At 71.8% G+C, this 22491-nt stretch carries 23 protein-coding genes; 12 read left to right on the forward strand and 11 right to left on the reverse strand.

The genetic code is table 11. The annotated features are described in order from the left end of the window. Positions 1-10: 10 nt before the first annotated feature. Positions 11-547, forward strand: a complete 537-nt coding sequence (locus OG780_RS33125) for an arginine repressor (protein WP_328454389.1) — start codon at positions 11-13, stop codon at positions 545-547. 102 nt (positions 548-649) lie between these two features. Here the strand turns inward: OG780_RS33125 and OG780_RS33130 are convergent, their stop codons facing one another. From OG780_RS33130 to OG780_RS33150, 5 genes are all read right to left on the reverse strand, one after another. Continuing rightward, entirely contained in the window at positions 650-1441 is a 792-nt protein-coding gene (locus OG780_RS33130) for an FAD:protein FMN transferase (RefSeq protein ID WP_328454391.1), read from the reverse strand. Continuing rightward, positions 1434-2237, reverse strand: coding sequence for an FMN-binding protein (locus OG780_RS33135; protein ID WP_328454393.1), 804 nt, complete (start codon positions 2235-2237; stop codon positions 1434-1436). Before OG780_RS33135 ends, OG780_RS33130 begins: the two co-directional genes overlap by 8 nt. Positions 2238-2256: 19 nt before the next feature. Beyond that, complete coding sequence (locus OG780_RS33140; protein WP_328458570.1) at positions 2257-3594, reverse strand: ferredoxin reductase family protein; 1338 nt, start codon at positions 3592-3594, stop codon at positions 2257-2259. Positions 3595-3719: 125 nt separating this feature from the next. Continuing rightward, positions 3720-4238 (reverse strand): FMN-binding protein, encoded by a 519-nt coding sequence (locus OG780_RS33145; protein ID WP_328454395.1) that lies wholly within the window; start codon positions 4236-4238, stop codon positions 3720-3722. 7 nt (positions 4239-4245) lie between these two features. Continuing rightward, positions 4246-5607, reverse strand: coding sequence for a ferredoxin reductase family protein (locus OG780_RS33150; protein ID WP_328454397.1), 1362 nt, complete (start codon positions 5605-5607; stop codon positions 4246-4248). A 457-nt stretch (positions 5608-6064) separates the two neighbouring features. Here OG780_RS33150 and OG780_RS33155 point away from each other — a divergent pair, with 457 nt between their 5' ends. Continuing rightward, the gene (locus OG780_RS33155) at positions 6065-6754 is read left to right on the forward strand and encodes a response regulator transcription factor (protein ID WP_443062340.1); all 690 of its coding nucleotides are present in this window, start codon (positions 6065-6067) and stop codon (positions 6752-6754) included. Between the two features lie 86 nt (positions 6755-6840). After that, complete coding sequence (locus OG780_RS33160) at positions 6841-8280, forward strand: sensor histidine kinase (protein ID WP_328458574.1); 1440 nt, start codon at positions 6841-6843, stop codon at positions 8278-8280. A 41-nt stretch (positions 8281-8321) separates the two neighbouring features. Here OG780_RS33160 and OG780_RS33165 read toward each other — a convergent pair whose 3' ends face one another. From OG780_RS33165 to OG780_RS33175, 3 genes are all read right to left on the reverse strand, one after another. Further along, complete coding sequence (locus OG780_RS33165) at positions 8322-9020, reverse strand: L,D-transpeptidase family protein (RefSeq protein WP_328454399.1); 699 nt, start codon at positions 9018-9020, stop codon at positions 8322-8324. A 3-nt stretch (positions 9021-9023) separates the two neighbouring features. After that, positions 9024-9611 (reverse strand): pyridoxamine 5'-phosphate oxidase family protein, encoded by a 588-nt coding sequence (locus OG780_RS33170; protein WP_328454401.1) that lies wholly within the window; start codon positions 9609-9611, stop codon positions 9024-9026. Between the two features lie 134 nt (positions 9612-9745). Next, positions 9746-10585, reverse strand: a complete 840-nt coding sequence (locus tag OG780_RS33175; protein WP_328454403.1) for a hypothetical protein — start codon at positions 10583-10585, stop codon at positions 9746-9748. 308 nt (positions 10586-10893) lie between these two features. On the opposite strand from OG780_RS33175, the gene OG780_RS33180 reads away from it, so the two are divergent. The 5 genes from OG780_RS33180 to OG780_RS33200 all read left to right on the forward strand — a co-directional run bounded on the left by OG780_RS33180 (position 10894) and on the right by OG780_RS33200 (position 16954). Beyond that, positions 10894-12087 (forward strand): argininosuccinate synthase, encoded by a 1194-nt coding sequence (locus OG780_RS33180; protein WP_328454405.1) that lies wholly within the window; start codon positions 10894-10896, stop codon positions 12085-12087. Positions 12088-12220: 133 nt separating this feature from the next. Beyond that, positions 12221-13651, forward strand: a complete 1431-nt coding sequence (gene argH / locus OG780_RS33185; protein WP_328454407.1) for an argininosuccinate lyase — start codon at positions 12221-12223, stop codon at positions 13649-13651. 130 nt (positions 13652-13781) lie between these two features. After that, positions 13782-14753: an aldo/keto reductase gene (locus tag OG780_RS33190; RefSeq protein ID WP_328454409.1), complete on the forward strand. Its 972-nt coding sequence runs from the start codon at positions 13782-13784 to the stop codon at positions 14751-14753. A gap of 135 nt (positions 14754-14888) precedes the next feature. Further along, positions 14889-15440 (forward strand): TetR/AcrR family transcriptional regulator, encoded by a 552-nt coding sequence (locus OG780_RS33195; protein WP_326788850.1) that lies wholly within the window; start codon positions 14889-14891, stop codon positions 15438-15440. Continuing rightward, positions 15437-16954, forward strand: coding sequence for an MFS transporter (locus OG780_RS33200; RefSeq protein WP_328454413.1), 1518 nt, complete (start codon positions 15437-15439; stop codon positions 16952-16954). The genes OG780_RS33195 and OG780_RS33200 overlap by 4 nt, the downstream gene beginning before the upstream one ends. Positions 16955-17140: 186 nt before the next feature. On the opposite strand, the gene OG780_RS33205 is transcribed toward OG780_RS33200, so the two are convergent. After that, entirely contained in the window at positions 17141-17830 is a 690-nt protein-coding gene (locus OG780_RS33205) for a lysophospholipid acyltransferase family protein (RefSeq protein ID WP_326788852.1), read from the reverse strand. Between the two features lie 392 nt (positions 17831-18222). Between OG780_RS33205 and OG780_RS33210 the strand changes: the two genes are divergently transcribed. The 3 genes from OG780_RS33210 to OG780_RS33220 all read left to right on the forward strand — a co-directional run bounded on the left by OG780_RS33210 (position 18223) and on the right by OG780_RS33220 (position 20583). Next, the gene (locus OG780_RS33210) at positions 18223-19383 is read left to right on the forward strand and encodes a glycerophosphodiester phosphodiesterase (protein WP_328454415.1); all 1161 of its coding nucleotides are present in this window, start codon (positions 18223-18225) and stop codon (positions 19381-19383) included. A gap of 146 nt (positions 19384-19529) precedes the next feature. Further along, a complete protein-coding gene (locus tag OG780_RS33215; protein ID WP_328454417.1) occupies positions 19530-20024 on the forward strand; it encodes an RNA polymerase sigma factor in 495 nt (164 codons plus the stop codon). A gap of 55 nt (positions 20025-20079) precedes the next feature. Further along, positions 20080-20583 (forward strand): GNAT family N-acetyltransferase, encoded by a 504-nt coding sequence (locus OG780_RS33220; protein ID WP_328454419.1) that lies wholly within the window; start codon positions 20080-20082, stop codon positions 20581-20583. A gap of 14 nt (positions 20584-20597) precedes the next feature. Here OG780_RS33220 and OG780_RS33225 read toward each other — a convergent pair whose 3' ends face one another. Both OG780_RS33225 and OG780_RS33230 read right to left on the reverse strand, forming a co-directional pair. Beyond that, positions 20598-21104 (reverse strand): hypothetical protein, encoded by a 507-nt coding sequence (locus OG780_RS33225; RefSeq protein ID WP_328454421.1) that lies wholly within the window; start codon positions 21102-21104, stop codon positions 20598-20600. 1 nt (position 21105) lies between these two features. Continuing rightward, positions 21106-21465, reverse strand: coding sequence for a hypothetical protein (locus OG780_RS33230; RefSeq protein WP_326788857.1), 360 nt, complete (start codon positions 21463-21465; stop codon positions 21106-21108). A 69-nt stretch (positions 21466-21534) separates the two neighbouring features. On the opposite strand from OG780_RS33230, the gene OG780_RS33235 reads away from it, so the two are divergent. After that, positions 21535-22182 carry an HAD family hydrolase gene (locus OG780_RS33235; protein WP_326788858.1) on the forward strand — a complete coding sequence of 216 codons (648 nt, stop codon included), beginning with the start codon at positions 21535-21537 and terminating at the stop codon, positions 22180-22182. Positions 22183-22491 lie beyond the last annotated feature (309 nt).

Consider the following 22491-nt stretch of genomic DNA (forward strand, 5'->3'; position numbering starts at 1 on the left):
GACGACGACGATGAGTCAGGCGCAGGACCACGAGCACGCAGGGCCTGCCGTGCCGCAGACCCGCACCGCACGCCACCGCCGGATCGTGGACATCCTCAACCGGCAACCGGTGCGCTCGCAGAGCCAGTTGGCGAAGCTTCTGGCCGACGACGGGCTGAACGTCACTCAGGCGACGCTCTCCCGGGACCTCGACGAGCTGAACGCGGTGAAGATCCGCAACAACGACGGCGACCTCATCTACGCGGTGCCGAGCGAGGGCGGTTTCCGCACTCCGCGCGCACCGCTGGGGGAGTCGGCGAAGGAGGAGCGGATGCGCCGGCTCTCCTCGGAGCTGCTGATCTCCGCGGAGGCCTCGGCGAATCTCGTGGTCCTGCGCACCCCGCCGGGCGCCGCGCAGTTCCTCGCCTCGGCGATCGACCAGGCGGAGCTGCACGACGTCCTGGGCACGATCGCGGGGGACGACACCCTGATGCTGATCAGCCGCGATCCGACGGGCGGCCAGGCGCTGGCCGACCATCTGCTGCGGCTGGCCCAGAACGACCACTGACACGTACGACGGTGGAGGCGCACCCCGCTCCGGGGTGCGCCTCCACCGTCGTACGCCTCGACGCGGGTGCGCCGGGGGACCGCGCCGGCGAACGGGTGCCGGTCACCCCAGGCGCTGGGCGAGGCCTCCGGTGCACCGGACCTCGTTGCCGGCCGTGATGAGCAGCGCCTCCACGTCCGGGAGCGACTCCAGCCAGTCGAGGCCCGCCCGCGAACCCATCGCGAAGGCCGCGGTCGCCCAGGCGTCCGCCCAGGTCAGACTCGGGCCCACCACGGTCACGGCCAGCAGGTCGGTGACCGCCGACTTCCCGGTGCGCGGGTCGACGATATGGGCACCGCGTTCGGCGGTGCCCGAGGTCGCGACGGCCAGCCGGTCGACGCCGGCCGCGGAGACCACCGCGGCGAGCGAGCCCGGGCGGAGCGGGTCGGACACGCCCACCCGCCAGGGGCGGTGCGGCCCGGGGACACCGCAGAGCTGGACGTCGCCGCCGCCGTTGACGCTCACTCCGCTCGCCCCGGCCGCGGCGAGACTCAGGGCCGCGCGCTCCGCCGCCCAGCCCTTGACGATCCCCGTGGGGTCGAGCCGGCCCTCGTAGCGCGTGCTGAACCAGCCGTCGCTGGCCCGTTCCGCCTCGGCGCCCAGGTCGAGCACCTCGGCGACCTCCGGGTCGCACTCCTCGACGGTGAGCTCTCCGCGCACCAGCCGCGAGATCTGGCTGTCCTCGCGGTAGGTGCTGAACACCGCGTCCACGCGGTGCAGTTGGGTGACCGCCTCCTCCAACGCCGTCCGCACGGCCTCGGGTTCGCCGCCGCGCACGTCGAAGGAGAAGACCGTGCCCATCACCTCCTCGGCGTGGCGCAGCTCCTGCGGTGCGTCCTGCGCGGGCTCAGACACCGGCCTTGTCCAGCGCCGACTGCAGGGACTTCTTGTAGCCCTCGCTGGTGTAGGTCGCGCCGGAGACGGTGTCGATCTGGGCGCTGCCCGCGGCGACGGCCTCCTGGTTGAGCTTGGGTACGGAGAGTTCGGTCTTCTGGGAGCTGGTCCCGCCCGAGGGCGCCTGGACCGCCTCGGCCTTGGTGATCTTCTTGCCGTCGAGGGTGAGCCGGACCTGGACGGGGCCGTACTGGGTGTCGGACACGGTCCCGGTGACGACGCGCGCCTGCGCGGCCGGTGCCGCCGGGGACGCCCCGGCCTTGCCCGAGGACCCGGAGGACCCCGATGCGCCGCCGGCGGCCTTCGCCTTGTCCAGGGCCGACTGGAGGGACTTCTTGTAGCCCTCGCTGGTGTAGGTCGCGCCGGAGACTGCGTCGACGTCGGCGCTGCCCGCGGCGACGGCCTCCTGGTTGAGCTTGGGCACGGCGAGTTCGGTCTTCTGGGAGCTGGTCCCGCCCGAGGGCGCCTGGACCGCGTCCGCCTTGGTGATCTTGCCGCCGCTCATGGTGAGCTGTACCTGGACCGGCCCGTACTGCGTCTGCACCACGTCACCGAGGACGGTGGCGGTACCCGACTGCTGAGCGGTGCCGCCCTGCGGCGCTCCCTGCCCGGCGGCGGTCTGCTGGGGCGCCGCGCCCGCCTGCGCCGACGCGGCGGCCGGGTCGGTCGCCGGCTTGAGCGCCAGCAGCAGCACGATCCCGGACACGGTGGCGGCGCTCGCCAGCACGAACCGCCGGATGGGGTGATTTGTCTTCATCGTTCCTGACTCCCGTCGCTCACATCTCGAACGACTCGTGATGGATGCGGCGGGCGGGGACACCCGCGCCGCGCAGTGCCGCGTACACCTCCTGGGCGAAGCCGGGCGGCCCGCACATGAAGACGTCGTGGTCGTCTATGTCGGGCAGCTTGCGGCGCAGGGAGTCCGCCGAGATGTCCGGACGTTCGCCCTCGGGGCTGTTCACCGCGTACATCAGACGCGCCCCGCGCTCCTTGGAGATGGCGGCCAGTTCGTCCCACAGGGCCAGGTCCTGGGTGGTGTTGGCCCGGTAGAGCAGTGTGAGGTCGCCCGACGCGCCGGGAAGGGTCTCGAACAGCGTCCGCATCGGGGTGATGCCGACGCCACCCGCCACCAGGAGCACCTTTCCGCGGCTGCGCTTTGCGGCGGTCAGGGCGCCGTAGGGGCCCTCGGCCCAGACCCGGGTGCCCGGCTTCAGATCCCGCAGGGCGGCGCTGTGGTCGCCGATCGCCTTCACGGTGATGCGCAGCATGTTGGGGCGGGGCGACGCCGAGAGCGAGTACGGGTGGGAGCTGAACCGCATCCCGGGCGCCAGGAAGCGCCAGCGGAAGAACTGCCCGGCCTCGGCACCCATCCGGTGCAGCTTGCGTCCGCTGATCAGCACCGACACGATGCCGGGCGTCTCCTCGATGACGGCCTGGACCCGCATCCGGTGCTTCAGGTTCAGCCGGATCGGAGAAAGGATTCGGTACCAGATGACCAGCGCGGTCACCGATCCGTAGAGCCCGTACCAGACGGTCTTGGCGACCGGCTCCACCGCGAAGTCGTTGCCGGTGGAGAGCTGGTGCCAGAACGTCAGGAACACCGCGGCGTACGTCAGCAGGTGGACGTGGTACCAGGTGTCGTACGGGATCAGCCGGCGCAGCCAGCCGACGGATATGAACCCGATGAGCACGAGCAGACCCGTGCCGATCGCGGCCTTGCCCATGTCGGGCAGCTGGTTGACCGAGTCGACGGTCTGCTGCACGATCCCGCCGAGCCCCTTGCCGGACTGCAGGGCATAGCCCCACATCGTCAGGAAGAGATGGGCGAGAACCATGCAGATGGTGTAGCGGCCGGTCATCGCGTGCCAGCGCGCCACCCGGTCGGATCCCACCCGGCGTTCGAGGGCGGGGACGCGGGCCATCTGCAGGACCACGAGGGCCATCAGATATCCGGCGAGCAGCCCGGTGATGCGGCCGGCGTTGAGGATCCTGCTGTTGTTGTCCGCGATGGACGGGGTGTTGTTCCACCACAGCCACAGGACCGCGGCGGCGCCGGCCCAGACGGCGATCAACAGCGGGACGGCGGGCGAGCGGCGAGGGCGGATTCGGCGCATGGTCTGGCGCCGCGCGGCGCGACCACCGGCGATCGTGGACACGGTTCCTCCGTGTTCGTCCTGGAGAGACGGGGTGAGGGGAGTGGCCCCCTGGCCCAGAGATACGGTCCGCGACGCCCGTGCGTTCAGAAGCCCGCCGAGTCCAGTGCGGACTGCAGCGACTGCCTGTATCCGTCACTGGTGTACGTGGCTCCGGACACCGAGTCGATCTGGGCGCTCTGTGCGGCCAGCGTCTCGCGCCTGAGCTCGGGAAGCGCGTAACTGTTGATCTCCTGGTCCCTGGGATTGTCCGAAGGATAGACGACCGCCGTGGACTCGGTGATCTTGCCGTCCTTCAGTGTGATCCTCACCTGGACGGGCCCCCAACGGGTCTGCACCGAGTCGCCGGTGACGGTCCCCGTCCCCGTGCTCTTCGAACCCCCGGACGCTCCCGAGGAGTCCCCGGACGAGCTTCCCGAGGACGAGGACGAGGACGAGGACGAAGATGAGGACGAGGACGGGGAACGGCCCGCGGACGACGCGGCGTCGGCCGCTGTCGGCGCCGTGTGCGGCTTCAGCGACAGCAGCAGGACGAAACCGGTGACCGTGGCGGCGGCCGCCAGTGTCACCCGGCGCAGCGGACGGTTCTTCTTCAGGGCGTGCACGGTGGCCTCACAGCTCGAACGACTCGTGGTGGATACGGCGGTCGGGGACTCCCGCCGCGCGCAGCTCCCCGTACAGATCCCGCGCCATCGCGGGAGGTCCGCAGAGATAGACGTCGTGCTCGGCGATGTCGGGCACGGTCTCGCGCAGCGACTCGGCGGTGAGCCGCGGGCGGGTGCCGTCGGCGGCGTTGAGCGCGTACAGGACGCGGGCCCCGCGCCACCGTGCGATGTCCTCCAGCTCACCGCCCAGCGCCAAGTCCTCGGCCGTGCGCGCCCGGTAGAGCAGCGTGACCCGGCCGGGCAGGGTCTCGAACAGGGCGCGCAGCGGTGTGATGCCGACGCCGCCCGCTATCAGCAGGGCCTTCGACGCCGTGCTCCGGTCCGCCGTCAGCGAGCCGTAGGGTCCCTCCGCCCACACCCGGGTGCCGGGGCGCAGCATTCCCACGGCCGCGCTGTGGTCGCCGAGGGCCTTCACCGTGATCCGCATCCGGTCGGGACGGGCTGGTGCCGACAGGGAGTACGGCGTCGAGGTCCACCGCATCCCGTCGGCGAGGAAGCGCCAGCGGAAGAACTGACCGGCCCGCGCGTCCAGTTCGTCCAGGCGCTCCCCGCGGATCACGATGGAGAAGACCCCGGGGGACTCCCGGTGCACGGACTCCACGCGCAGCCGGTGGCGCCGGTTGAGCCGTACGGGGGCGAGCAGCCGGAACCACACGACGAGCCCGGCCGTACCGAGGTAGAGGGCGTACCAGGCGGCCCGCGCCGCCGCGTCGCCGACGAAGTCGGAGCCGAGCGCGAGCTGGTGGAAGAAGGCCAGGAAGACCGCCGCGTACGTCAGCAGGTGCACGTAGTACCAGAACTCGTGACTGATCCGGCGGCGGGCCAGGCGTGCCGAGGTGATCCCGACGGCGAACAGGATGACCGTGCCGGTCGTCGCCTTGAGCATGTCCGGATAGTCGAACACCACACTGAGCGTCTCGTGGACGACGCCGGTCCCGTCCTGGGCCGCGTAGCCGAAGAGGATCAGTGTCACGTGCGCGGCCAGCAGGCAGATCGTGTACCGGCCGGCCATGGCGTGCCAACGGGCCACGCGGTCGGAGCCGACGCGCCGCTCCAGGAGCGGGACCCGCGCCATCAGCGCCACCAGAACGGCGCAGCCGTAGCCGCATAGCAGTCCGGCGATCCGCCCGGCGTCCGTCAGCCAGCCGGCCAGGCCCACCACCGACTGTGTGTCGGTCCACCACAGGGCGAGAACCCCGGCCGCTCCCGCCCACAGCAGGGCGAGCAGCGGTCCGGCGGGCGAGGGCCGGGGCCGCCCGCCTCCCCGCGTCGTGCGCGGGTGAGCCGCCCGCTCGTACACCGTGGTCATCTGTGCACCCTTCCTTCCTGCCGTCCGGAAGAGAACTGTGCGTGGTGAACCTCTGAGGAGGCTCTGAACCGGCCCCTTCAGCGCGGACTCACAGGGAACTCAGAGGTCGCGGGGCGGGGAGCGACCGCCGGGAGCAGCGATGCTGGAAGGCGACATGAACACTCCCGCCCCAGACCCCGACCTCTCCCGCGACCCGGACCCTGGCTTCTCCCGGGATCCGGCCCCTGGCTTCTCCCGGGATCCGGCCCCCGGCTTCTCCCGGGATCCGGCCCCCGGTACTCCCCGGGACCCGGCCCCCGGCGCTCTCCGCGACCCGGCCCCCGGTACTCCCCGGCACCCGGTGTCCCGTGCCGTCGGTGACCCGGTGTCCGGTGCCGTCGGTGACCCTGGCGTCGGTGCTGGCCGGTCCCGCGGGACCGGCAGGCCGCCCTCGCTCACCCGGCCCGACGGCACCTCCGTGCGTGTCCTCGTCGTCGACGACGATCCGGACCTGGCCGAGGTCCTGTCCGGCGCTCTGCGCTACGAGGGCTGGGAGGTCCGCACCGCCTGCGACGGCGCCTCGGCCGCCGCGAGGGCGCGCGAGCTGCTGCCCGACGCCGTCGTCCTCGACGTGATGCTCCCGGACACCGACGGCTTCGCCGTGCTGCGCGACCTGCACACAGTGCTGCCGGACGTCTGCGTCCTCTTCCTCACCGCACGGGACGCGGTGGAGGACCGCATCGCCGGCATCACGGCGGGCGGCGACGACTACGTCACCAAGCCGTTCAGCCTGGAAGAGGTCGTCGCCCGGCTGCGTGGACTGCTGCGCCGTGCCGGTATGGCCCGCCGCGCCGACGAGGGCCCGCGGCTCGTCGTCGGGGACCTGATGATGGACGAGGAGGCCCGGGAGGTGACCCGGGGCGGTGACCTGGTCGAGCTGTCGCCGACCGAGTTCGAGCTGCTGCGCTTCCTGATGCGCAACCCGCGCCGTGTGCTCAGCAAGGCACAGATCCTCGACCGCGTCTGGTCGTACGACTTCGGGGGCCAGGCCCATGTCGTCGAGCTGTACATCTCCTACCTGCGCAAGAAGGTCGACGCGGGCCGGGACCCGATGATCCACACGGTCCGGGGCGCCGGGTACGTCATCAAACCCGCGGTGGGCCGGTGAACCCGGACACGAGGGACGGAGCCAGGGCCAGGCGCTGGTGGGCCCGGCTCACGGCGGCTCTGCGCGCGCTGCCGCGCCCCCGCACGATGCGCGCCCGCCTCACCGCCGGCCTCGTGGTGCTCCTGGCCGTGAGCTGCGCGGCCGTCGGCGTGGCCGCGGTCTACGAGCTGGACGGCTTCCTGACCGGCCGCCTCGACCAGCAGCTCCAGGAAGCCGGGCCGCGGTTCCCGGCGAGCCTGGAGCACGGTTCGGCGATGCCGTCCGGCAAGCCGTCCGACCATGACGGAGACGAACACGGCGACACCCGGCGTCAGGCCACCGGCACGTTCGGAGCACGCCTGGTCGGCGACGACGTCACCAACGCCGCCGTCGTGCCGCCGGGCTCCGGAACGGCCGTGCGGAACGTGGATCCGACCGCTCACGACGAGGCGGTCCTGGCCGCGGTGCCGGTGGACGGCCGGGCCCACACCGTCCGTCTTTCGGCCCTGGGCGGCTACCGCGTCCTCGCGGCACCCGGCAAGGACGGTGACGTGCTGGTCACCGGGCTGCCCACGGAGCCGGTCGACGCGGCCGTCCACCGTCTGGAACTCGTCGCCGCCCTGGTCTTCGGCGTGGCCCTCGTGGTCACCGGGGTCGCCGGAGCCCTGTGGGTGCGCTGGTCGCTCCGACCGCTGAACCGGGTCGCCGCGACCGCCACCCGGGTGAGTGAACTCCCGCTCGCCAGTGGCGAGGTGGCGCTGCCTCCACGGGCGCCCGGGTCGGACCCGCGCAGCGAGGTGGGCCGCGTCGCCGGCGCCTTCGACCGCATGCTCGGCCATGTCGAGGACGCGCTCACCAAGCGGCACGCGAGCGAGGAACGGCTGCGCACCTTCGCCGCCGACGCCAGCCACGAGCTGCGCACCCCGGTCGCCTCGGTCCGCGGCCACGCCGAGCTGGCGCTGCTGCACCCCGGCCCGGTGCCCCCGAAGGTGACGCGCGCCCTCGAACGGATCGCCGCCGAGTCTGCGCGCATGGGCGAGATGGTCGACGACCTGCTGCTGCTGGCCCGCCTCGACGCGGGCCGCCCCCTGGAACGCCTTCCCGTCGACCTCACCCACCTCGTCCTCGACGCGGTCACCGACGCCCGCGCGGCGGGCCCCGGCCACCGCTGGGTCCTGGAACTGCCGGAGGAGCCGGTGATCGTGACGGGCGACGCGCACCGGCTCCAGCAGGTCTCGGCCAATCTGCTGGCCAACGCGCGGGTCCACACGCCCGCGGGCACCCGGGTGACGGTGTCCCTGGAGCGGGCCGGCGAGGAGGCCGTGCTGAAGGTCCACGACGACGGCCCCGGGGTTCCCGAGGAGGTCCGGCCCGGCGTCTTCGAGCGCTTCACCCGCGCGGACCGCCGTCGCGCCGACGGCACCGGCGGCGGAGCCGGGCTCGGTCTGTCGATCGTCGCGGCCGTGGTCGAGGCACACGACGGCACGGTCACCCTGGAGAGCGGCCCGGGAGCGACCACGTTCACGGTCGGCATCCCCGCCGCCTGAACCACGGCCCGTACCAGGTCGCCGTCGCTCCCTCGGCGCCGTCAGTACCGGGTGACCGCCGTCGCCCCGCCCGTCGTGCCGATGGCGATGTGCGGCCTGCGCACGGGATCGGCCCACGCGAGGATCCGCCGCATCGCGTCCGCCGGCACGGACACGCAACCGGCCGTGGGACCGCTCCCGCCGACGTGCAGGAAGATCCCCGCGCCACGCCCCCGCACCGGCCGCGCGTAGTTGAACCCGATGACGAGGGCGTACGCGTACTGCTTGTCGTAGGCGACCAGATGCTCGGACTCCTCGGCCCGGCAGTCCGTGGGGCGCGGCTCGGTCCACCGGTTGTACGACCGGGAGGCGTTGTCCTGGCACCACCAGGAGTCCTGGTTCACCCGGCGGTACGGCAGGGAGGTCCCGGCCGGCGCCGCCCGGGTCCCGAACGCGTACGGCAGCTCGTACAGCCCCGTGGGTGTCGTGTTCGTGCCCTGGCGCCGGGCTCCGCCCTCGACGAGTCCGCGCGCCCCGAACCGCGCGGGAGCGGAGCCGGCCCGCACCCAGCGCCCGCCCCGCAGGTCCCACCAGGTGAGGGTCCCCGAGGTCGCGTTCGCGCGGGGTGCCTCGGCGGTGAGGATCTGGCTCCCGCCGCCGGTGTCGGCCAGCCGCGAGGGCAGTACGGCGACGGGCGGCGGCCCGCCCGGGGCCAGGGCGAGCAGGGACACGGACGCGAGGGCGGCGGCTCCGAGGCGCATGGCTCAGACCGTACTGGGGGGCAACGGCAGCGGCAGCCCGGGAAGTCCGTCCAGGCTCGTCGCGATGTGCTCCTTCTTGGTGAAGTACGCGTTCAGCGAGGCGTCGTCCTCGCGCGCGAAGCGCCTGCCGTGCAGGTCGCGGTCGTCGTCGTAGGACATGTAGGGCACCGCGTAGCCGCAGGAGTCGCGGACGAGCTCGGCCGTCACGACGATGATCGCGCGCAGCCCGTGCGCGGTCGGGTCGATAGCGCCGAAATGGGTGAGGAGTTCCGCGAAGCGTGGGTCGTCGCGGAAGACCGGCTCGCCGCGGCCGTGCACCCGGACGATGTTGGGCGGACCCTGGAAGGCGCACCACATCAGGGTGATCCGGCCGTTCTCGCGCAGATGCGCGATCGTCTCCGCGGTGCTCCCGGCGAAGTCCAGGTAGGCCACGGTCAGTTCGTCGAGAACGGCGAACGAGCCGCTGAGCCCTTTGGGGGAGAGGTTGACCGTGCCGTCCCCGGACAGGGGCGCGGTCGCGGTGAAGAAGAGGGGCTGTGCCTCGATGAAGGTGCGGAGGCGGCCGTCGATGCGCTCATAGGTCTTTCCCATGTCTAACGATTATCGGGGAAAACCTTTCGCCTGTCTAAGGGATTGCGGGTTCCGGCGGCGTCGTTCAGGGGCACCGCCGGAACCCGCGTACCGCCCCGGCCCTTGCCGGCGGGGCGGCCGCATGGCGGGTCAGGTCACTTGGTGAGCGTGCAGGCGGCGAGGGTGTCGAGTCCGGTGGGCTTGGCGGCGGTGCGGCCGATGGAGATCGCGATGCGGTCGATGGTGGAGACCCGCTTGTCCTTGAGGGGGCCGAGGATCGCGTTCTGGACGAAGTTCGGGCCGCCCTGTCCGACGGTCTTGGCCAGACGGGTGTTGGCCTCGGCGATCTGGGTGTTCAGCAGAGCCAGGTTGCGGTCGACCTCGGCCTTGGCGGAGGCCGGCACGGCGGGCAGCTGCGAGGCGACGTCCGGGCAGGTGATGGTGCCGGCGGCGGTGGCGGCACCCGCTCCGGAGGCGTCACCGCCCGCCTGTGCCGTGGCCGGCGCGCTCGGCGCGGTGGAGGCGGCGCCCGCACCGCCGGCGCCCGCGCCCGCGGTGTTGAGCGTGCAGGCGGCGAGGGTGTCGAGTCCGGTGGGCTTGGCGGCGGTGCGGCCGATGGAGATCGCGATGCGGTCGATGGTGGAGACCCGCTTGTCCTTGAGGGGGCCGAGGATCGCGTTCTGGACGAAGTTCGGGCCGCCCTGTCCGACGGTGTCGACCAGCCGCTTGTTCGCCTCGGCGATCTGGGTGTCCAGCAGGGCGAGGTTGCGGTCGACCTCGGCCTTCGCGGAGGCGGGGACCGCGGGCAGGCTCGGGGCGACCGCCGGGCAGTTCACCGTGTTCGCCGCGGCCTTCGTCGTGGCGTTCTGCGCGGTGTCGTGCGACTCGCCCGCCAGGGCGCTGCCGGCGATCACCGCCGCGGACAGCACCACGGCGGAGGCTCCGCCGATCATCACGACGCGCCGCTTGTTGTACTTCGGAAGAGCCCTGGACATGCGGAATCCTCACTCGGGTCGGGGACGGACGACCGCCCGGTGTTCGTCCGGTCGGTCATCGTTCGTGTGCCTGCCGTGCGCGAACGCGGCGCCTGCGTTCAGCGGGAGATACGCGAAAGCGGTTTCGGGTGTTCAACCCTCCGTGAAGATTCCTCGGCCGGGCGTGCCGGGAACGCGCCGCCGTGGTGCCGGAGGAAGTCGCCGCCGGGACGCCGGAGGAAGCCGCCGCCCCGCGGGCCGCGATTGACGAACCATGCAGACTGCTGCATACTCATGCATGTCAGCGAATGCACTGTGAGGAGAATCCCGTGACCGAGCGCGTCGTACTCGCCTACTCGGGCGGTCTGGACACCTCCGTCGCCATCGGCTGGATCGCCGAGGAGACGGGCGCCGAGGTCATCGCCGTTGCGGTCGACGTCGGCCAGGGCGGCGAGGACCTGGACGTGATCCGCAAGCGAGCACTCGCCTGCGGTGCCGTCGAGGCCGAGGTCGCGGACGCCAAGGACGAGTTCGCCGATGAGTACTGCCTCCCGGCGATCAAGGCCAACGCCCTCTACATGGACCGCTACCCGCTGGTCTCCGCCCTCTCCCGGCCGACGATCGTCAAGCACCTCGTCGCCGCCGCCCAGAAGCACGGCGCCACCACGGTCGCCCACGGCTGCACCGGCAAGGGCAACGACCAGGTGCGGTTCGAGGCCGGCATCGTCGCCCTCGCCCCCGACCTCAAGTGCATCGCGCCGGTCCGTGACTACGCGATGACCCGGGACAAGGCGATCGCGTTCTGCGAGGAGAAGCAGCTCCCGATCGCCACCACCAAGAAGTCCCCGTACTCCATCGACCAGAACGTCTTCGGGCGCGCGGTCGAGACGGGCTTCCTGGAGGACATCTGGAACGCGCCGATCGAGGACATCTACGAGTACACCTCGAACCCGGCCGAGCACCGCGAGGCCGACGAGGTGATCATCACCTTCAAGCAGGGCGTCCCGGTCGCGATCGACGGCAAGCCCGTCAGCGTGCTCCAGGCGATCCAGCAGCTCAACGAGCGCGCCGGCGCCCAGGGCATCGGCCGGATCGACATGGTCGAGGACCGGCTCGTGGGCATCAAGTCCCGTGAGGTGTACGAGGCTCCGGGCGCGATCGCGCTGATCACCGCGCACCAGGAGCTGGAGAACGTCACGGTCGAGCGTGAACTCGCCCGCTACAAGCGGCAGGTCGAGCAGCGCTGGGGCGAACTGGTCTACGACGGCCAGTGGTTCTCTCCGCTCAAGCGCGCCCTGGACGGCTTCATCGACGAGGCCAACCAGCACGTCAACGGCGACATCCGGATGACCCTCCACGGCGGCCGCGCGGTCGTCACGGGCCGGCGCTCCGACACCTCGCTCTACGACTTCGACCTCGCCACGTACGACACCGGCGACACCTTCGACCAGGCCGCGGCCAAGGGCTTCATCGACATCTACAGCCTGTCGTCGAAGATCGCCGCCAAGCGGGATCTGGCCTGAGCCGTACGGGACTCGGCGCGGACCGCGTCGTGTCCGCCGCCTCGAAGCCTCCCGAGCACTAGCCTGGCAGCCGCCTCCTCACGCACGCGTGGGGAGGCGGCGGCACATCCACACCTTTCGAGGAGTAACGCAAGTGAGCAGCAACAGCGGTGACGTCCGGCTCTGGGGCGGACGGTTCGCCGACGGTCCCGCCGAGGCCCTGGCCAAGCTGTCCGCGTCGGTCCACTTCGACTGGCGCCTCGCGCCGTACGACATCGCCGGTTCGCGTGCCCACGCGCGCGTGCTGCACAAGGCGGGCCTGCTCACCGAGGACGAGCTCACGCGCATGACCGAGGGCCTCGACCTGCTGGAGTCGGACGTCGCCGACGGCTCCTTCGTGGGCACGATCGCCGACGAGGACGTGCACACGGCTCTCGAGCGCGGCCTCCTCGAGCGCCTCGGCCCCGACCTCGGCGGCAAGCTCCGCGCCGGCCGCTCCCGCAACGACCAGGTGGCCACGCTCTTCCGGATGTACCTGCGCGACCACGCCCGGATCATCGGCGGTCTGATCGCCGACCTCCAGGAGGCGCTGATCGGTCTGGCGGAGGCCCACCCGGACGTGGCGATGCCGGGGCGCACCCACCTCCAGCACGCCCAGCCCGTGCTGTTCGCGCATCACGTCCTGGCCCACGTCCAGTCCCTGTCCCGGGACGCCGAACGGCTGCGGCAGTGGGACGAGCGGACGGCCATCTCGCCGTACGGCTCCGGCGCCCTGGCCGGTTCCTCCCTCGGCCTGGACCCCGAGGCGGTGGCGAAGGACCTCGGCTTCGAGCACGGCAGTGTCGCCAACTCCATCGACGGCACGGCCTCCCGCGACTTCGTGGCGGAGTTCGCCTTCATCACCGCGATGATCGGCGTGAACCTCTCCCGGATCGCCGAGGAGGTCATCATCTGGAACACGAAGGAGTTCTCCTTCGTCACCCTCCACGACGCGTTCTCCACCGGCTCGTCGATCATGCCGCAGAAGAAGAACCCGGACATCGCCGAGCTGGCACGCGGCAAGTCGGGCCGTCTGATCGGCAACCTGACCGGGCTGATGGCCACGCTCAAGGCGCTGCCCCTCGCGTACAACCGCGACCTCCAGGAGGACAAGGAGCCGGTCTTCGACTCCTGCGACCAGCTCGAGGTCCTCCTCCCCGCCTTCACCGGCATGATGGCCACGCTGACCGTCCACCGCGAGCGCATGGAGGAGCTGGCCCCGGCCGGCTTCTCGCTCGCCACCGACATCGCCGAGTGGCTGGTCAAGCAGGGCGTGCCCTTCCGTGTCGCGCACGAGGTCGCGGGTGAGTGCGTGAAGGTCGCCGAGGCGGACGGCAAGGAACTGGACGAGCTGACCGACGAGCAGTTCGCGAAGATCTCGGCGCACCTGACGCCCGAGGTGCGGACCGTCCTCGACGTCCCCGGAGCCCTCGCCTCCCGCGACGGCCGCGGCGGTACGGCACCGAGCGCCGTCGCCGTCCAGCTCGCCGAGATCAAGACGGACGTCGCCGCGCAGCAGACCTGGGCGGCGGCCAAGCGGAAGTAGCGTGACGGCACCCTGCCCCACCGCCGCGGAGCGGACACGGTCCGCGGACCGGGGCGGGTGCCGTACGACGGAGGGTGTCGCGGGTTACGTTGGCCGGGAGCCGTAAAGGAGCCGACCGAACGGAGCCGCGATGCCCTTCGCACGTCTCGCCTCAGCCACGACTCCCACCGCCCACCTCGGCCTGGGGCTCGCCGCCGTGGGCCGTCCCGGCTACATCAACCTCGGGCGCGAGGAGGACCTCCCGGCCGACCGCAGTGTCGACGCCCTGCGCGAGCGCACCCGTGAACTCCTCGAAGCCGCCTACGCCCAGGGCGTGCGCTACTTCGACGTGGCCCGCTCCTACGGCCGTTCGGAGGAGTTCCTCGCCGGCTGGCTGAACAGCCGCCCGGACGTCGACGACGTCGTCATCGGCAGCAAGTGGGGCTACGCCTACACGGCCGACTGGCGCACCGACGCCGAGGCGCACGAGGTCAAGGACCACGGCCTCGCCATGTACGAGCGCCAGCGCGCCGAGACCGCGGAGCTGCTCGGCGACCGGCTCGACCTCTACCAGATCCACTCGGTGACCCCGGACAGCCCGGCCCTCACCGACAAGGAACTGCACGCGGCGCTCGCCGAAGCGGCCGCCCAGGGCCTGTCGATCGGCTTCTCCACCAGCGGGCCCGCCCAGGCGGAGGCGATCCGTGCCGCGCTCGCCGTCACGGTGGACGGCGAGCCCCTCTTCCGTACCGTCCAGTCCACGTACAACGTCCTGGAGACCTCCGCCGCCCCGGCGCTCGCCGAGGCCCACGACGCCGGGCTCACGGTGATCGTCAAGGAGGGCATGGGCAATGGCCGGCTCGCCGGACCTCACGCGCCGGAGGCGCTGCGTGCCGTCGCCGCGGAGACCTCTCTCGGCTGCGACGCGGTCGCCCTCGCGATGATCCTGCGGCAGCCCTGGGTGGGCGTCGTCCTGTCGGGGGCGGCCACCGCCAACCAGCTCGCCTCCAACCTGCACGCCGCGGTCGTCGACCTCGACGACGGCCAGCTCTCCCGGCTGGCCGCCCTCGTGGAGGAACCGCGGGCGTACTGGGAGCGACGCGGGCAGCTGCCCTGGCACTGAGGGCCCTGAGCGCCTGAGTGCCTGGGTGCGAGGAGACGCATCGGAAGGGCTTCGAGCAACGCCTGGACCAGACGGGTGTGAGACACACATACACCGTATGAGACATTCATGTCTCAGGTGCGGTACTGTTGTCTCATGGCTGTCGACCGTGATCACGTGCTGCGCAGCGCAGCCGCCCTGCTCACCCGGAAATCCACCGCGACCATGGACGAGGTCGCCAAGGCCGCCGGGATCAGCCGGGCCACGCTGCACCGCCAGTTCGCCGGCCGGGACGCGCTCGTGCGCGCGCTGGAGGCGCTCGGCATCGAGGAGTGCGAGGCCGCCCTGGACGCGGCCCGCCTCGACGACGGCACCGCCCAGGAAGCCGTGCGCCGCCTGGTGCGGGAGCTGGAGAAGGTGGCCGGACTGCTCGCCTTCCTCTACACGGAGAACCAGCTCTTCGAGGGCGACGGGCAGCACGAGGGCTGGGCCCGGCTCGACGCCCGGATGGCCGCGCTGTTCCGGCGCGGCCAGCAGAGCGGCGAGTTCCGCATCGACCTCAGCCCGGCCTGGCTCACCGAGGCGCTCTACGGGCTGATGGCCTCGGCGGCCTGGGCCGTGACCGAGGGCCGGGTCGCCGCCAACGACTTCCACCACATGATCGTCGAGTTGCTGCTCGGCGGCGCGCTCAGGAGAGAGGAACCATGACCAGCACCCTGCGGCCGGCCGTTGTGACGGAGACGCCGAAGCGCCCGGGCCGCTGGCTCGCGCTCTGCGTCCTCGTCCTCGCCGTGCTGCTGGTGGCCGTCGACGCGACCGTCCTCGGCCTCGCGACCCCGTACATCAGCGAGGACCTCGAACCCTCGGGCACCCAGCTTCTGTGGATCGGTGACGTCTACTCCTTCGTCATCGCCGGTCTGCTCGTCTCCATGGGCAGCCTCGGTGACCGCATCGGCCGCAAGAGGCTGCTGCTGGCCGGCGCCACGGCGTTCGGCCTGATATCCGTGCTCAACGCCTATGCCACGACACCCGAGACGATGATCCTGGCGCGGGCGCTGCTCGGCGTCGCGGGCGCGACCCTGATGCCCGCCACCCTCGCCCTGATCCGCAACATCTTCCACGACCCGCGCGAACGCAGCCTCGCCATCGGCATCTGGGGCGCGACGGCCTCCGCGGGCACGGCGGTCGGTCCCGTCGTCGGCGGCCTGCTGCTCGAACACTTCTGGTGGGGTTCGGTCTTCCTCATCAACCTTCCGGTGATGGTGGTCCTCGTCCTCGTCGGGCGCAGGCTGCTCCCCGAGTCGAAGAGCCCGAACCCCGGGCCCTGGGACCTGATCAGCGTGACGCTCTCGCTCGTCGGAGTGATCGGTGTGGTGTACGCGGTGAAGGAGCTCGCCGCGCACGGGCCCGGCGGCCGGGCACTCGTCGCGGGCCTGCTGGGCACGGGCGCCCTCATCTGGTTCGTACGCCGCCAGCTGACGCTTCCCGCACCGCTGTTGGACGTCCGTCTGTTCCGCAACCGGGGATTCTCCGGCGCGGTGCTCGCCGACCTGTTCACCGTGCTCGGCATGTCCGGACTCGTGTTCTTCCTCTCCCAGTACCTGCAACTCGTGCAGGGGCGCGGGCCGTTCGAGGCGGGGCTCGCCGAAGTCCCCGCCGCCGTGGGCGCGGTGGCGGCGGGTCTGGTCGCGGGAAGGTCTGCCCGGCGCTTCTCCGTGCGGACCGTCGTGTCCGGCGGACTCGCCGCCGTGGGTCTCGCGCTCGGCGCGCTCACCGTGCTGGACCGCTCCACCGGCTATCCGCTGCTCGGCACGGCCCTGCTGGTCGTCGGCATCGGCGCGGGCTTCTCGTTCACCGTCACCGCCGACGTCATCCTCTCCGCCGTGCCCAAGGAGCAGGCGGGCGCCGCGTCCGCGGTCTCCGAGACGGCGTACGAACTCGGCGCGGCCCTGGGCATCGCGCTGCTCGGCTCCGTCGTGACCGGCGTCTACGCGGGCTTCACCGGCCCCGCGGGCACACCGGCCGAGGCGCGCGACTCGCTGGGCGGAGCGGTGGAGGCCGCCGGAAGTCTCCCCGGACACACCGCCGAGGCGCTGCTGACCGCGGCCAGGGAGTCCTTCGTGGACGGCCTGGCACTCGCCTCCGCCGCGGGCGCGGCCGTCCTGCTCGCCACCGCGGTGGCGGCCTGGTTCCTGCTGCGCGGCCAGAGGCTGGACGCGTAGGACCGCGGTCGGGGTTCGCGGGCGCGGAGCGGCTCGGCGGAGCCCGGTCCCGTCCTGAACGGTCCGGGCGCACGCTCCGACCTGAACGCAAAAGGTGGGCCCCGGCCGGAAGCTTCCGGCCGGGGCCCACCCGTGTGCGATGTCGTGGCGCGGGGCGAAGAGGGGAGCCTTCGCGCGGCCGACGTGTCAGGCGGCCTTCGCCTTGGTGGCGTACATGTCGACGTACTCCTGGCCGGAGAGCCGCATGACCTCGGTCATCACGGAGTCGGTGACGGCGCGCAGCACGTACCGGTCGCGGTCCATGCCCTCGTAGCGGGAGAACTCCATGGCCGGCCCGAAGCGCACGGTGACCTTGCCCGGGCGCGGCATGCCCGCGCCGCCCGGCTGGAGCTTGTCCGTGCCGACCATCGCGAACGGGACGACAGGGGCGCCGGTCATCATGGTGAGCCGGGCGATGCCGGTGCGGCCGCGGTACAGGCGGCCGTCGGGGGAGCGGGTGCCCTCGGGGTAGATGCCGAAGATCTTGCCCTCCTCCAGGACGCGGCGGCCGGTCATCAGCGCGGCCACGCCGCCGTTGGCGCCGTCCCGGTCCACCGGGATCATGCCGGTGCCGGTGAAGAACCACGCCATGAGCCGGCCCTTGAGGCCCTTGCCCGTGACGTACTCGTCCTTGCCGATGAAGAACACCTGGCGGTCGCAGACCAGCGGAAGGATCATCGAGTCGATGAACGTGAGGTGGTTGCCGGCCAGGATCACGGGACCCTTGCCGGGGATGTGCTCCACGCCTTCCACCCTGAGGCGGAACATCAGGCGGATGATCGTTCCGAGCACTGCCTTGATGAGCGCGAAGCGGGACAACGGGCCCTCCGGTGTCAAGGGATCGGTATGGAGTCTGTGCAGGTGAGGACGATACTCGCGGTTCCCGGTCGATTGCACATCGGGTTCATCGACCGGATACGCACTGTTGACCTACGTTTACCTGCGGTTGTGCGCCTGTGAGCGGTGGACACGGGTCCGGTCCGGTGTGACGGACATCGCGCGCGGGTACCGGCGAACGGGTGAGCGCCCGGCGAGAGGCCGTACGCCCCCCCCTCCGCCCCACGCCTACCCGCGACCGCCCGGCCGATGCCGACGGACCGTCATGTTCCGCATCCTGCGGGGGATCCGAGGTCACCCACTGTTCCGCCGCGGGCCTCCCTCCCGTCACGCGGGGACACCTACGATCGTCCCGCTTCGACAGGCAGGCACCTACGGCGGGAGGAGCGCTCATGCGGGCGCAGGAGTCGAACGGTCAGGAGCGGGGCACGGCGCGGCGGACGCTGCTGGGAGCCGCGGTGCTCGGGGCGGGCGGAGCGGCCCTCGGTCTGCCCGGCACCGCGAGCGCGGACGAACGCCACGGCGGCGGCTACCGGAGTCTGCCCAGACCGACCGTCATCGGTCACCGCGGAGCCAGCGGCTACCGGCCGGAGCACACCTTCGGCTCGTACCAGCTCGCCCTCGACCTGGGCGCCGACGTCGTCGAGGCCGGCGACCTGGTGCCCACCAGGGACGGCCATCTCGTATGCCGTCACGAGCCGGAAATCGGCGGGACCACGGACGTCTCGGCGCACCCCGAGTTCGCCGGCCGCAAGACGACCAAGACGCTCGACGGGGTCCCCACCACCGGCTGGTTCACCGAGGACTTCACCCTCGCCGAGCTGAAGACCCTGCGCGCCGTCGAGCGCATCCCCGCGAACCGCCCGCACAACACCCTCTACAACGGCCGCTGGGAGATCCCCACCTTCGAAGAGGTGCTCCGCTGGCAGGACGAGCAGACCCGCAGGCGCGGCAAGCAGGTCTGGATCTACCCCGAGACCAAGCACCCCACCTACTTCCGGGCCCTCGGCCTCGGCCTGGAGGAGCGGGTCGCGAAACTGCTGCGCAAGTACGGCAAGGACAAGAAGGACTCGCCGGTCATCCTCCAGTCCTTCGAGCCGAGCAGCATCCAGCGGCTGGACAAGCTCGTCGGCAACCCGCTCGTCGTCCTGCTCTCGGCCGCGAACACCCGCCCCTGGGACTTCGTCGCGGCGGGTGACCCCCGCACGGTCGCCGACCTCGTCACGCCCGCGGGCCTGAAGTGGATCGCCTCGTACGCGCAGGGCATCGGCCCCACGCTCGACCTGGTCATCCCCAAGGACGCGGCCGGCAACCTGACCACGCCGACCACGCTCGTCGCCGACGCGCACCGGGCGGGCCTCATCCTGCACCCGTACACCATGCGCAACGAGAACCCCTTCCTGCCCGCGAACTTCCGCCAGGGCACCGCCGCGGACGCCTACGGGGACCCCTTCGGCGCCTTCAAGGTGTACTTCGAGACGGGCATCGACGGCGTGTTCTCCGACAACGCGGACACCGCGGTGCTGGCCCGCGCGGACTTCCTCGGGCGATGAGGCCACGGCCCCGGTCCGCCGACGGACCGGGGCACGGAACGGGACGGATGCCCGCCCTCCGTCAACGGACGACCCCCTCGCCCCGGATGGGGTGAGAAAAGGCCGTCCCGGCAACCTCGTGCCGGGGCGGCTGCGTCGTGCCGCACATGACCCACGAGCTGGTTACCGCCCTGCGCCCGCTGCTGTCCGCCGAGGCGTCGGCGGAGGCCCACGCCTCGGGCGCCGAGCCGGGCGACCTGGAACAGGCCGTCTGGCTGCGGCTGCTGGAACGCCTGGACACGACGGGACCGCCCGCCGACCCGCGGCGCTGGGTGCGCCGGGCCGTGCGCTCGGAGGCCCGCCGCAGCCGCCGCACGGCCCGCGTCGAGCAGCCCTACGCCACCGAGCCCGTGGAAGACAGCGGTTTTGGCCCGGAGCAGCGGGCGATGGCCGCCGTCCGCCGTCGCGAGCTGCACGAGGCGGTACGCCGGCTGCCCGGCCGGTGCCCGGGCCTGATGGCCGCGCTGCTCTCCCCCAGGGACCTCACCTACCAGGAGATCGCGGGCGAGTTGGGTATCTCACAGGGCAGTCTTGGTCCGGAACGCTCCAGATGTCTTGGATGTCTTCGCCGATTGCTGACGGCGGAGGTTGCGGCCCGCTGACGACGGGGATAGGAGTGGGGGACGACCGGAACAGGTGAGCGGGAGGCATGCACACATGGGCATGAGCGTGACCATCTCGGCGGCGACCGAGCAGGATGCGGAATCGATCCTGAAGCTGCAGTACCTCTGCTATCAGAGCGAGGCCGAGCTGTACGGCGACTACGGCATCGAGCCGCTCACCCAGCCGCTCGACTCGCTCAGGGCGGAACTGGCGGGCGGCACCGTACTGGTGGCCCGGCTCGGCGACGAGGTGGTGGCCTCGGTGCGCGGCGCCGTCGACACCGACGGCACGGCCCGCATCAACAAGCTCATCGTGCACCCGCGCATGCAGCGGCACGGTCTGGGCGGACGTCTGCTCGACGCGATCGAGACCCGCCTCGGCGCCGAAGGAACGGCCAAGTCCTTCCAGCTGTTCACGGGCCACCGCAGCGAGCGCAACCTGCGCCTGTACCGCAAGCACGGCTACGCGCCCGTCTCGCAGGAACGGGTGGGCGAGCGCATGACGCTGGTGACCCTGGCCAAGGGCGCTGACACCGGCGTGTACGCGACCAGCGCCTGAGCGCGGCCGGTTCGTCAGACGGCGGCGGTCGTACGCGCCTTGCGCAGCCAGTACATCGCCGACAGCGGCAGCAGGACCGGGATGAAGAGATAGCCCATGCCGTAGTCCGACCACACCGTGGCGTCGGGGAAGGCGGAGGGCTCGGCCAGCGTCCAGGTCCCGACGATCAGTACACCCGCGAGCTCGGCGGCGCAGCACACCAGCGCCGCCCTGCGCGCCCTCTCGCCGCCGCGCACGAGCGAGTACGTGATGAATCCGTAGACGAGACCGGCGACCGCGGACAGCGAGTAGGCGAGCGGTGCCTTGTCGAACTGCGTGGAGATCTGCACGGCCGACCGTGAGACGGCGCCGACCACCATCACTCCGTACAGCCACACCAGCAGGATCCCGGGGCCGCCGATCAGCCGCGCGCGCTTCGTGCCGGCGGCCGGCTCCGGCGGCGTTCCGCCCTGCGCGCCCTGCACGCCCTGCACGTTCCGCTCGTCCCGAGGCACGGTCGTGTTCTCCTCCGTGGCCGTCATCTCAGCCTCCCCAGATGTCGTAGAGCCGGACTTCGAGCACGGCCAGCACGATGCCGCCGGCCGCCACCGTGACCGAACCCCAGCGGGTGCGCTCCGCCAGCGACATGAATCCCGCGGCGGGGATGCAGGCGAAGGCGCCGATCAGATACGCCACGAAGATCGTCGTGCCCTGTTCCGGCTTCTCGCCGCGCGCCAGCTGGACGACGCCGATCACCAGCTGGACCAGAACCAGCACGCTCACCACGGCCATGCCGATGAAGTGCCAGTCCTTGGTGGGCTGATCGCGATGGGCGGCCCAGCCGCACCAGGCGGCGAGCGCGAGCGCGGCGACGGCCGTCGCGACCGTCAGGGCATCAAACATGCCGTGACCCTATTACGGGCCAAAAGACCTGATGCGCTCGCCCCCGGGCTCCCCCGTAGGGTCGAAGCCATGAAGATCCACGCTGAAGCCCTCCTGTTCGACAACGACGGCACCCTCGTCTCGTCCCTCGAGTCGGTGAACCGCTGCTGGACCCTGTGGGCCGAGGAGTACGGGATCACCGCCGAGGACTTCGCCGCGATCGGCCTGCACGGCCGCCCCGCCGTCGAGATAGCCGCCGACCTGCTGCCCGCCGCCCTCGTCCCCGAGGCGCTCGCCCGCATCGAGCAGCTGGAGGTCGACGACGTGCCGGGCGGGGTCGAGGCGCTGCCCGGCACCCTCGCGCTGCTCGCCGGACTGCCCGCCGAGCGCTGGGCCGTCGTGACCTCGGCCACCCGCAGGCTCGCCGAAGCGCGGCTGGACGAGGTGGGGATCCGCCCCAAGACGATGGTCTGCGCCGACGACGTCACCCGGGGAAAGCCCGACCCCGAGCCCTATCTGCTGGCCGCCCGCGAACTGGGCGTCGACCCGGCCCGCTGCGTCGTCTTCGAGGACGCCCCCGCCGGGCTCCGGGCGGGCCGCGCCGCGGGCATGACCACCGTGGCGTTGGCCACAACGCACCAGGCCGGCGAACTCGACGCGGACCTCGTGGTCGAGGACCTCTCCGCCTTGTCCGTACTGGTGACGGACAAGGGAATGGAGATCTCCGTCCGGGCCTGAGAAGGCGTACGCCGGTGTCCACCGCTGTCCGCTATTCGGACAGCGGTGGCGGACCCCGGTTCCCGGTCTGCTTTACTTCCTTCCATGACCACGACGAGCGACCGCATCCTTGCGACCGAGGCGACCATGACGCCCGGTGCTCGTTGTATGTGTCGAATGTGTGCCTGCTAGAGGGCCCCCTGCACCACCGCCTGATCCCGCGCCCCGAAGCGGGACCGCCGCGCCCCGTGTCCGTACCGCGTACGTGACCGGGCTGCCCCGCGCACACGTTCTCCTTCCGGTTCCATCGCCATCGCGAGAACCGTGCCG

The organism is Streptomyces sp. NBC_00386 (genome assembly GCF_036063235.1).
GTDB lineage: Bacteria > Actinomycetota > Actinomycetes > Streptomycetales > Streptomycetaceae > Streptomyces.

Bases quoted from the DNA above. Each gene is read 5' to 3' on its own strand.
- OG780_RS33150 (WP_328454397.1), bottom strand. From the start codon at position 5,607: ATGACCACGGTGTACGAGCGGGCGGCTCACCCGCGCACGACGCGGGGA.
- OG780_RS33200 (WP_328454413.1), top strand. From the start codon at position 15,437: ATGACCAGCACCCTGCGGCCGGCCGTTGTGACGGAGACGCCGAAGCGC.
- OG780_RS33170 (WP_328454401.1), bottom strand. From the start codon at position 9,611: ATGGGAAAGACCTATGAGCGCATCGACGGCCGCCTCCGCACCTTCATC.
- OG780_RS33235 (WP_326788858.1), top strand. From the start codon at position 21,535: ATGAAGATCCACGCTGAAGCCCTCCTGTTCGACAACGACGGCACCCTC.
- OG780_RS33140 (WP_328458570.1), bottom strand. From the start codon at position 3,594: ATGCGCCGAATCCGCCCTCGCCGCTCGCCCGCCGTCCCGCTGTTGATC.
- OG780_RS33225 (WP_328454421.1), bottom strand. From the start codon at position 21,104: ATGACGGCCACGGAGGAGAACACGACCGTGCCTCGGGACGAGCGGAAC.
- OG780_RS33135 (WP_328454393.1), bottom strand. From the start codon at position 2,237: ATGAAGACAAATCACCCCATCCGGCGGTTCGTGCTGGCGAGCGCCGCC.
- OG780_RS33125 (WP_328454389.1), top strand. From the start codon at position 11: ATGAGTCAGGCGCAGGACCACGAGCACGCAGGGCCTGCCGTGCCGCAG.
- OG780_RS33160 (WP_328458574.1), top strand. From the start codon at position 6,841: ATGCGCGCCCGCCTCACCGCCGGCCTCGTGGTGCTCCTGGCCGTGAGC.
- OG780_RS33190 (WP_328454409.1), top strand. From the start codon at position 13,782: ATGCCCTTCGCACGTCTCGCCTCAGCCACGACTCCCACCGCCCACCTC.
- OG780_RS33230 (WP_326788857.1), bottom strand. From the start codon at position 21,465: ATGTTTGATGCCCTGACGGTCGCGACGGCCGTCGCCGCGCTCGCGCTC.
- OG780_RS33175 (WP_328454403.1), bottom strand. From the start codon at position 10,585: ATGTCCAGGGCTCTTCCGAAGTACAACAAGCGGCGCGTCGTGATGATC.
- OG780_RS33210 (WP_328454415.1), top strand. From the start codon at position 18,223: ATGCGGGCGCAGGAGTCGAACGGTCAGGAGCGGGGCACGGCGCGGCGG.
- OG780_RS33165 (WP_328454399.1), bottom strand. From the start codon at position 9,020: ATGCGCCTCGGAGCCGCCGCCCTCGCGTCCGTGTCCCTGCTCGCCCTG.
- OG780_RS33220 (WP_328454419.1), top strand. From the start codon at position 20,080: ATGGGCATGAGCGTGACCATCTCGGCGGCGACCGAGCAGGATGCGGAA.
- OG780_RS33195 (WP_326788850.1), top strand. From the start codon at position 14,889: ATGGCTGTCGACCGTGATCACGTGCTGCGCAGCGCAGCCGCCCTGCTC.
- OG780_RS33215 (WP_328454417.1), top strand. From the start codon at position 19,530: ATGACCCACGAGCTGGTTACCGCCCTGCGCCCGCTGCTGTCCGCCGAG.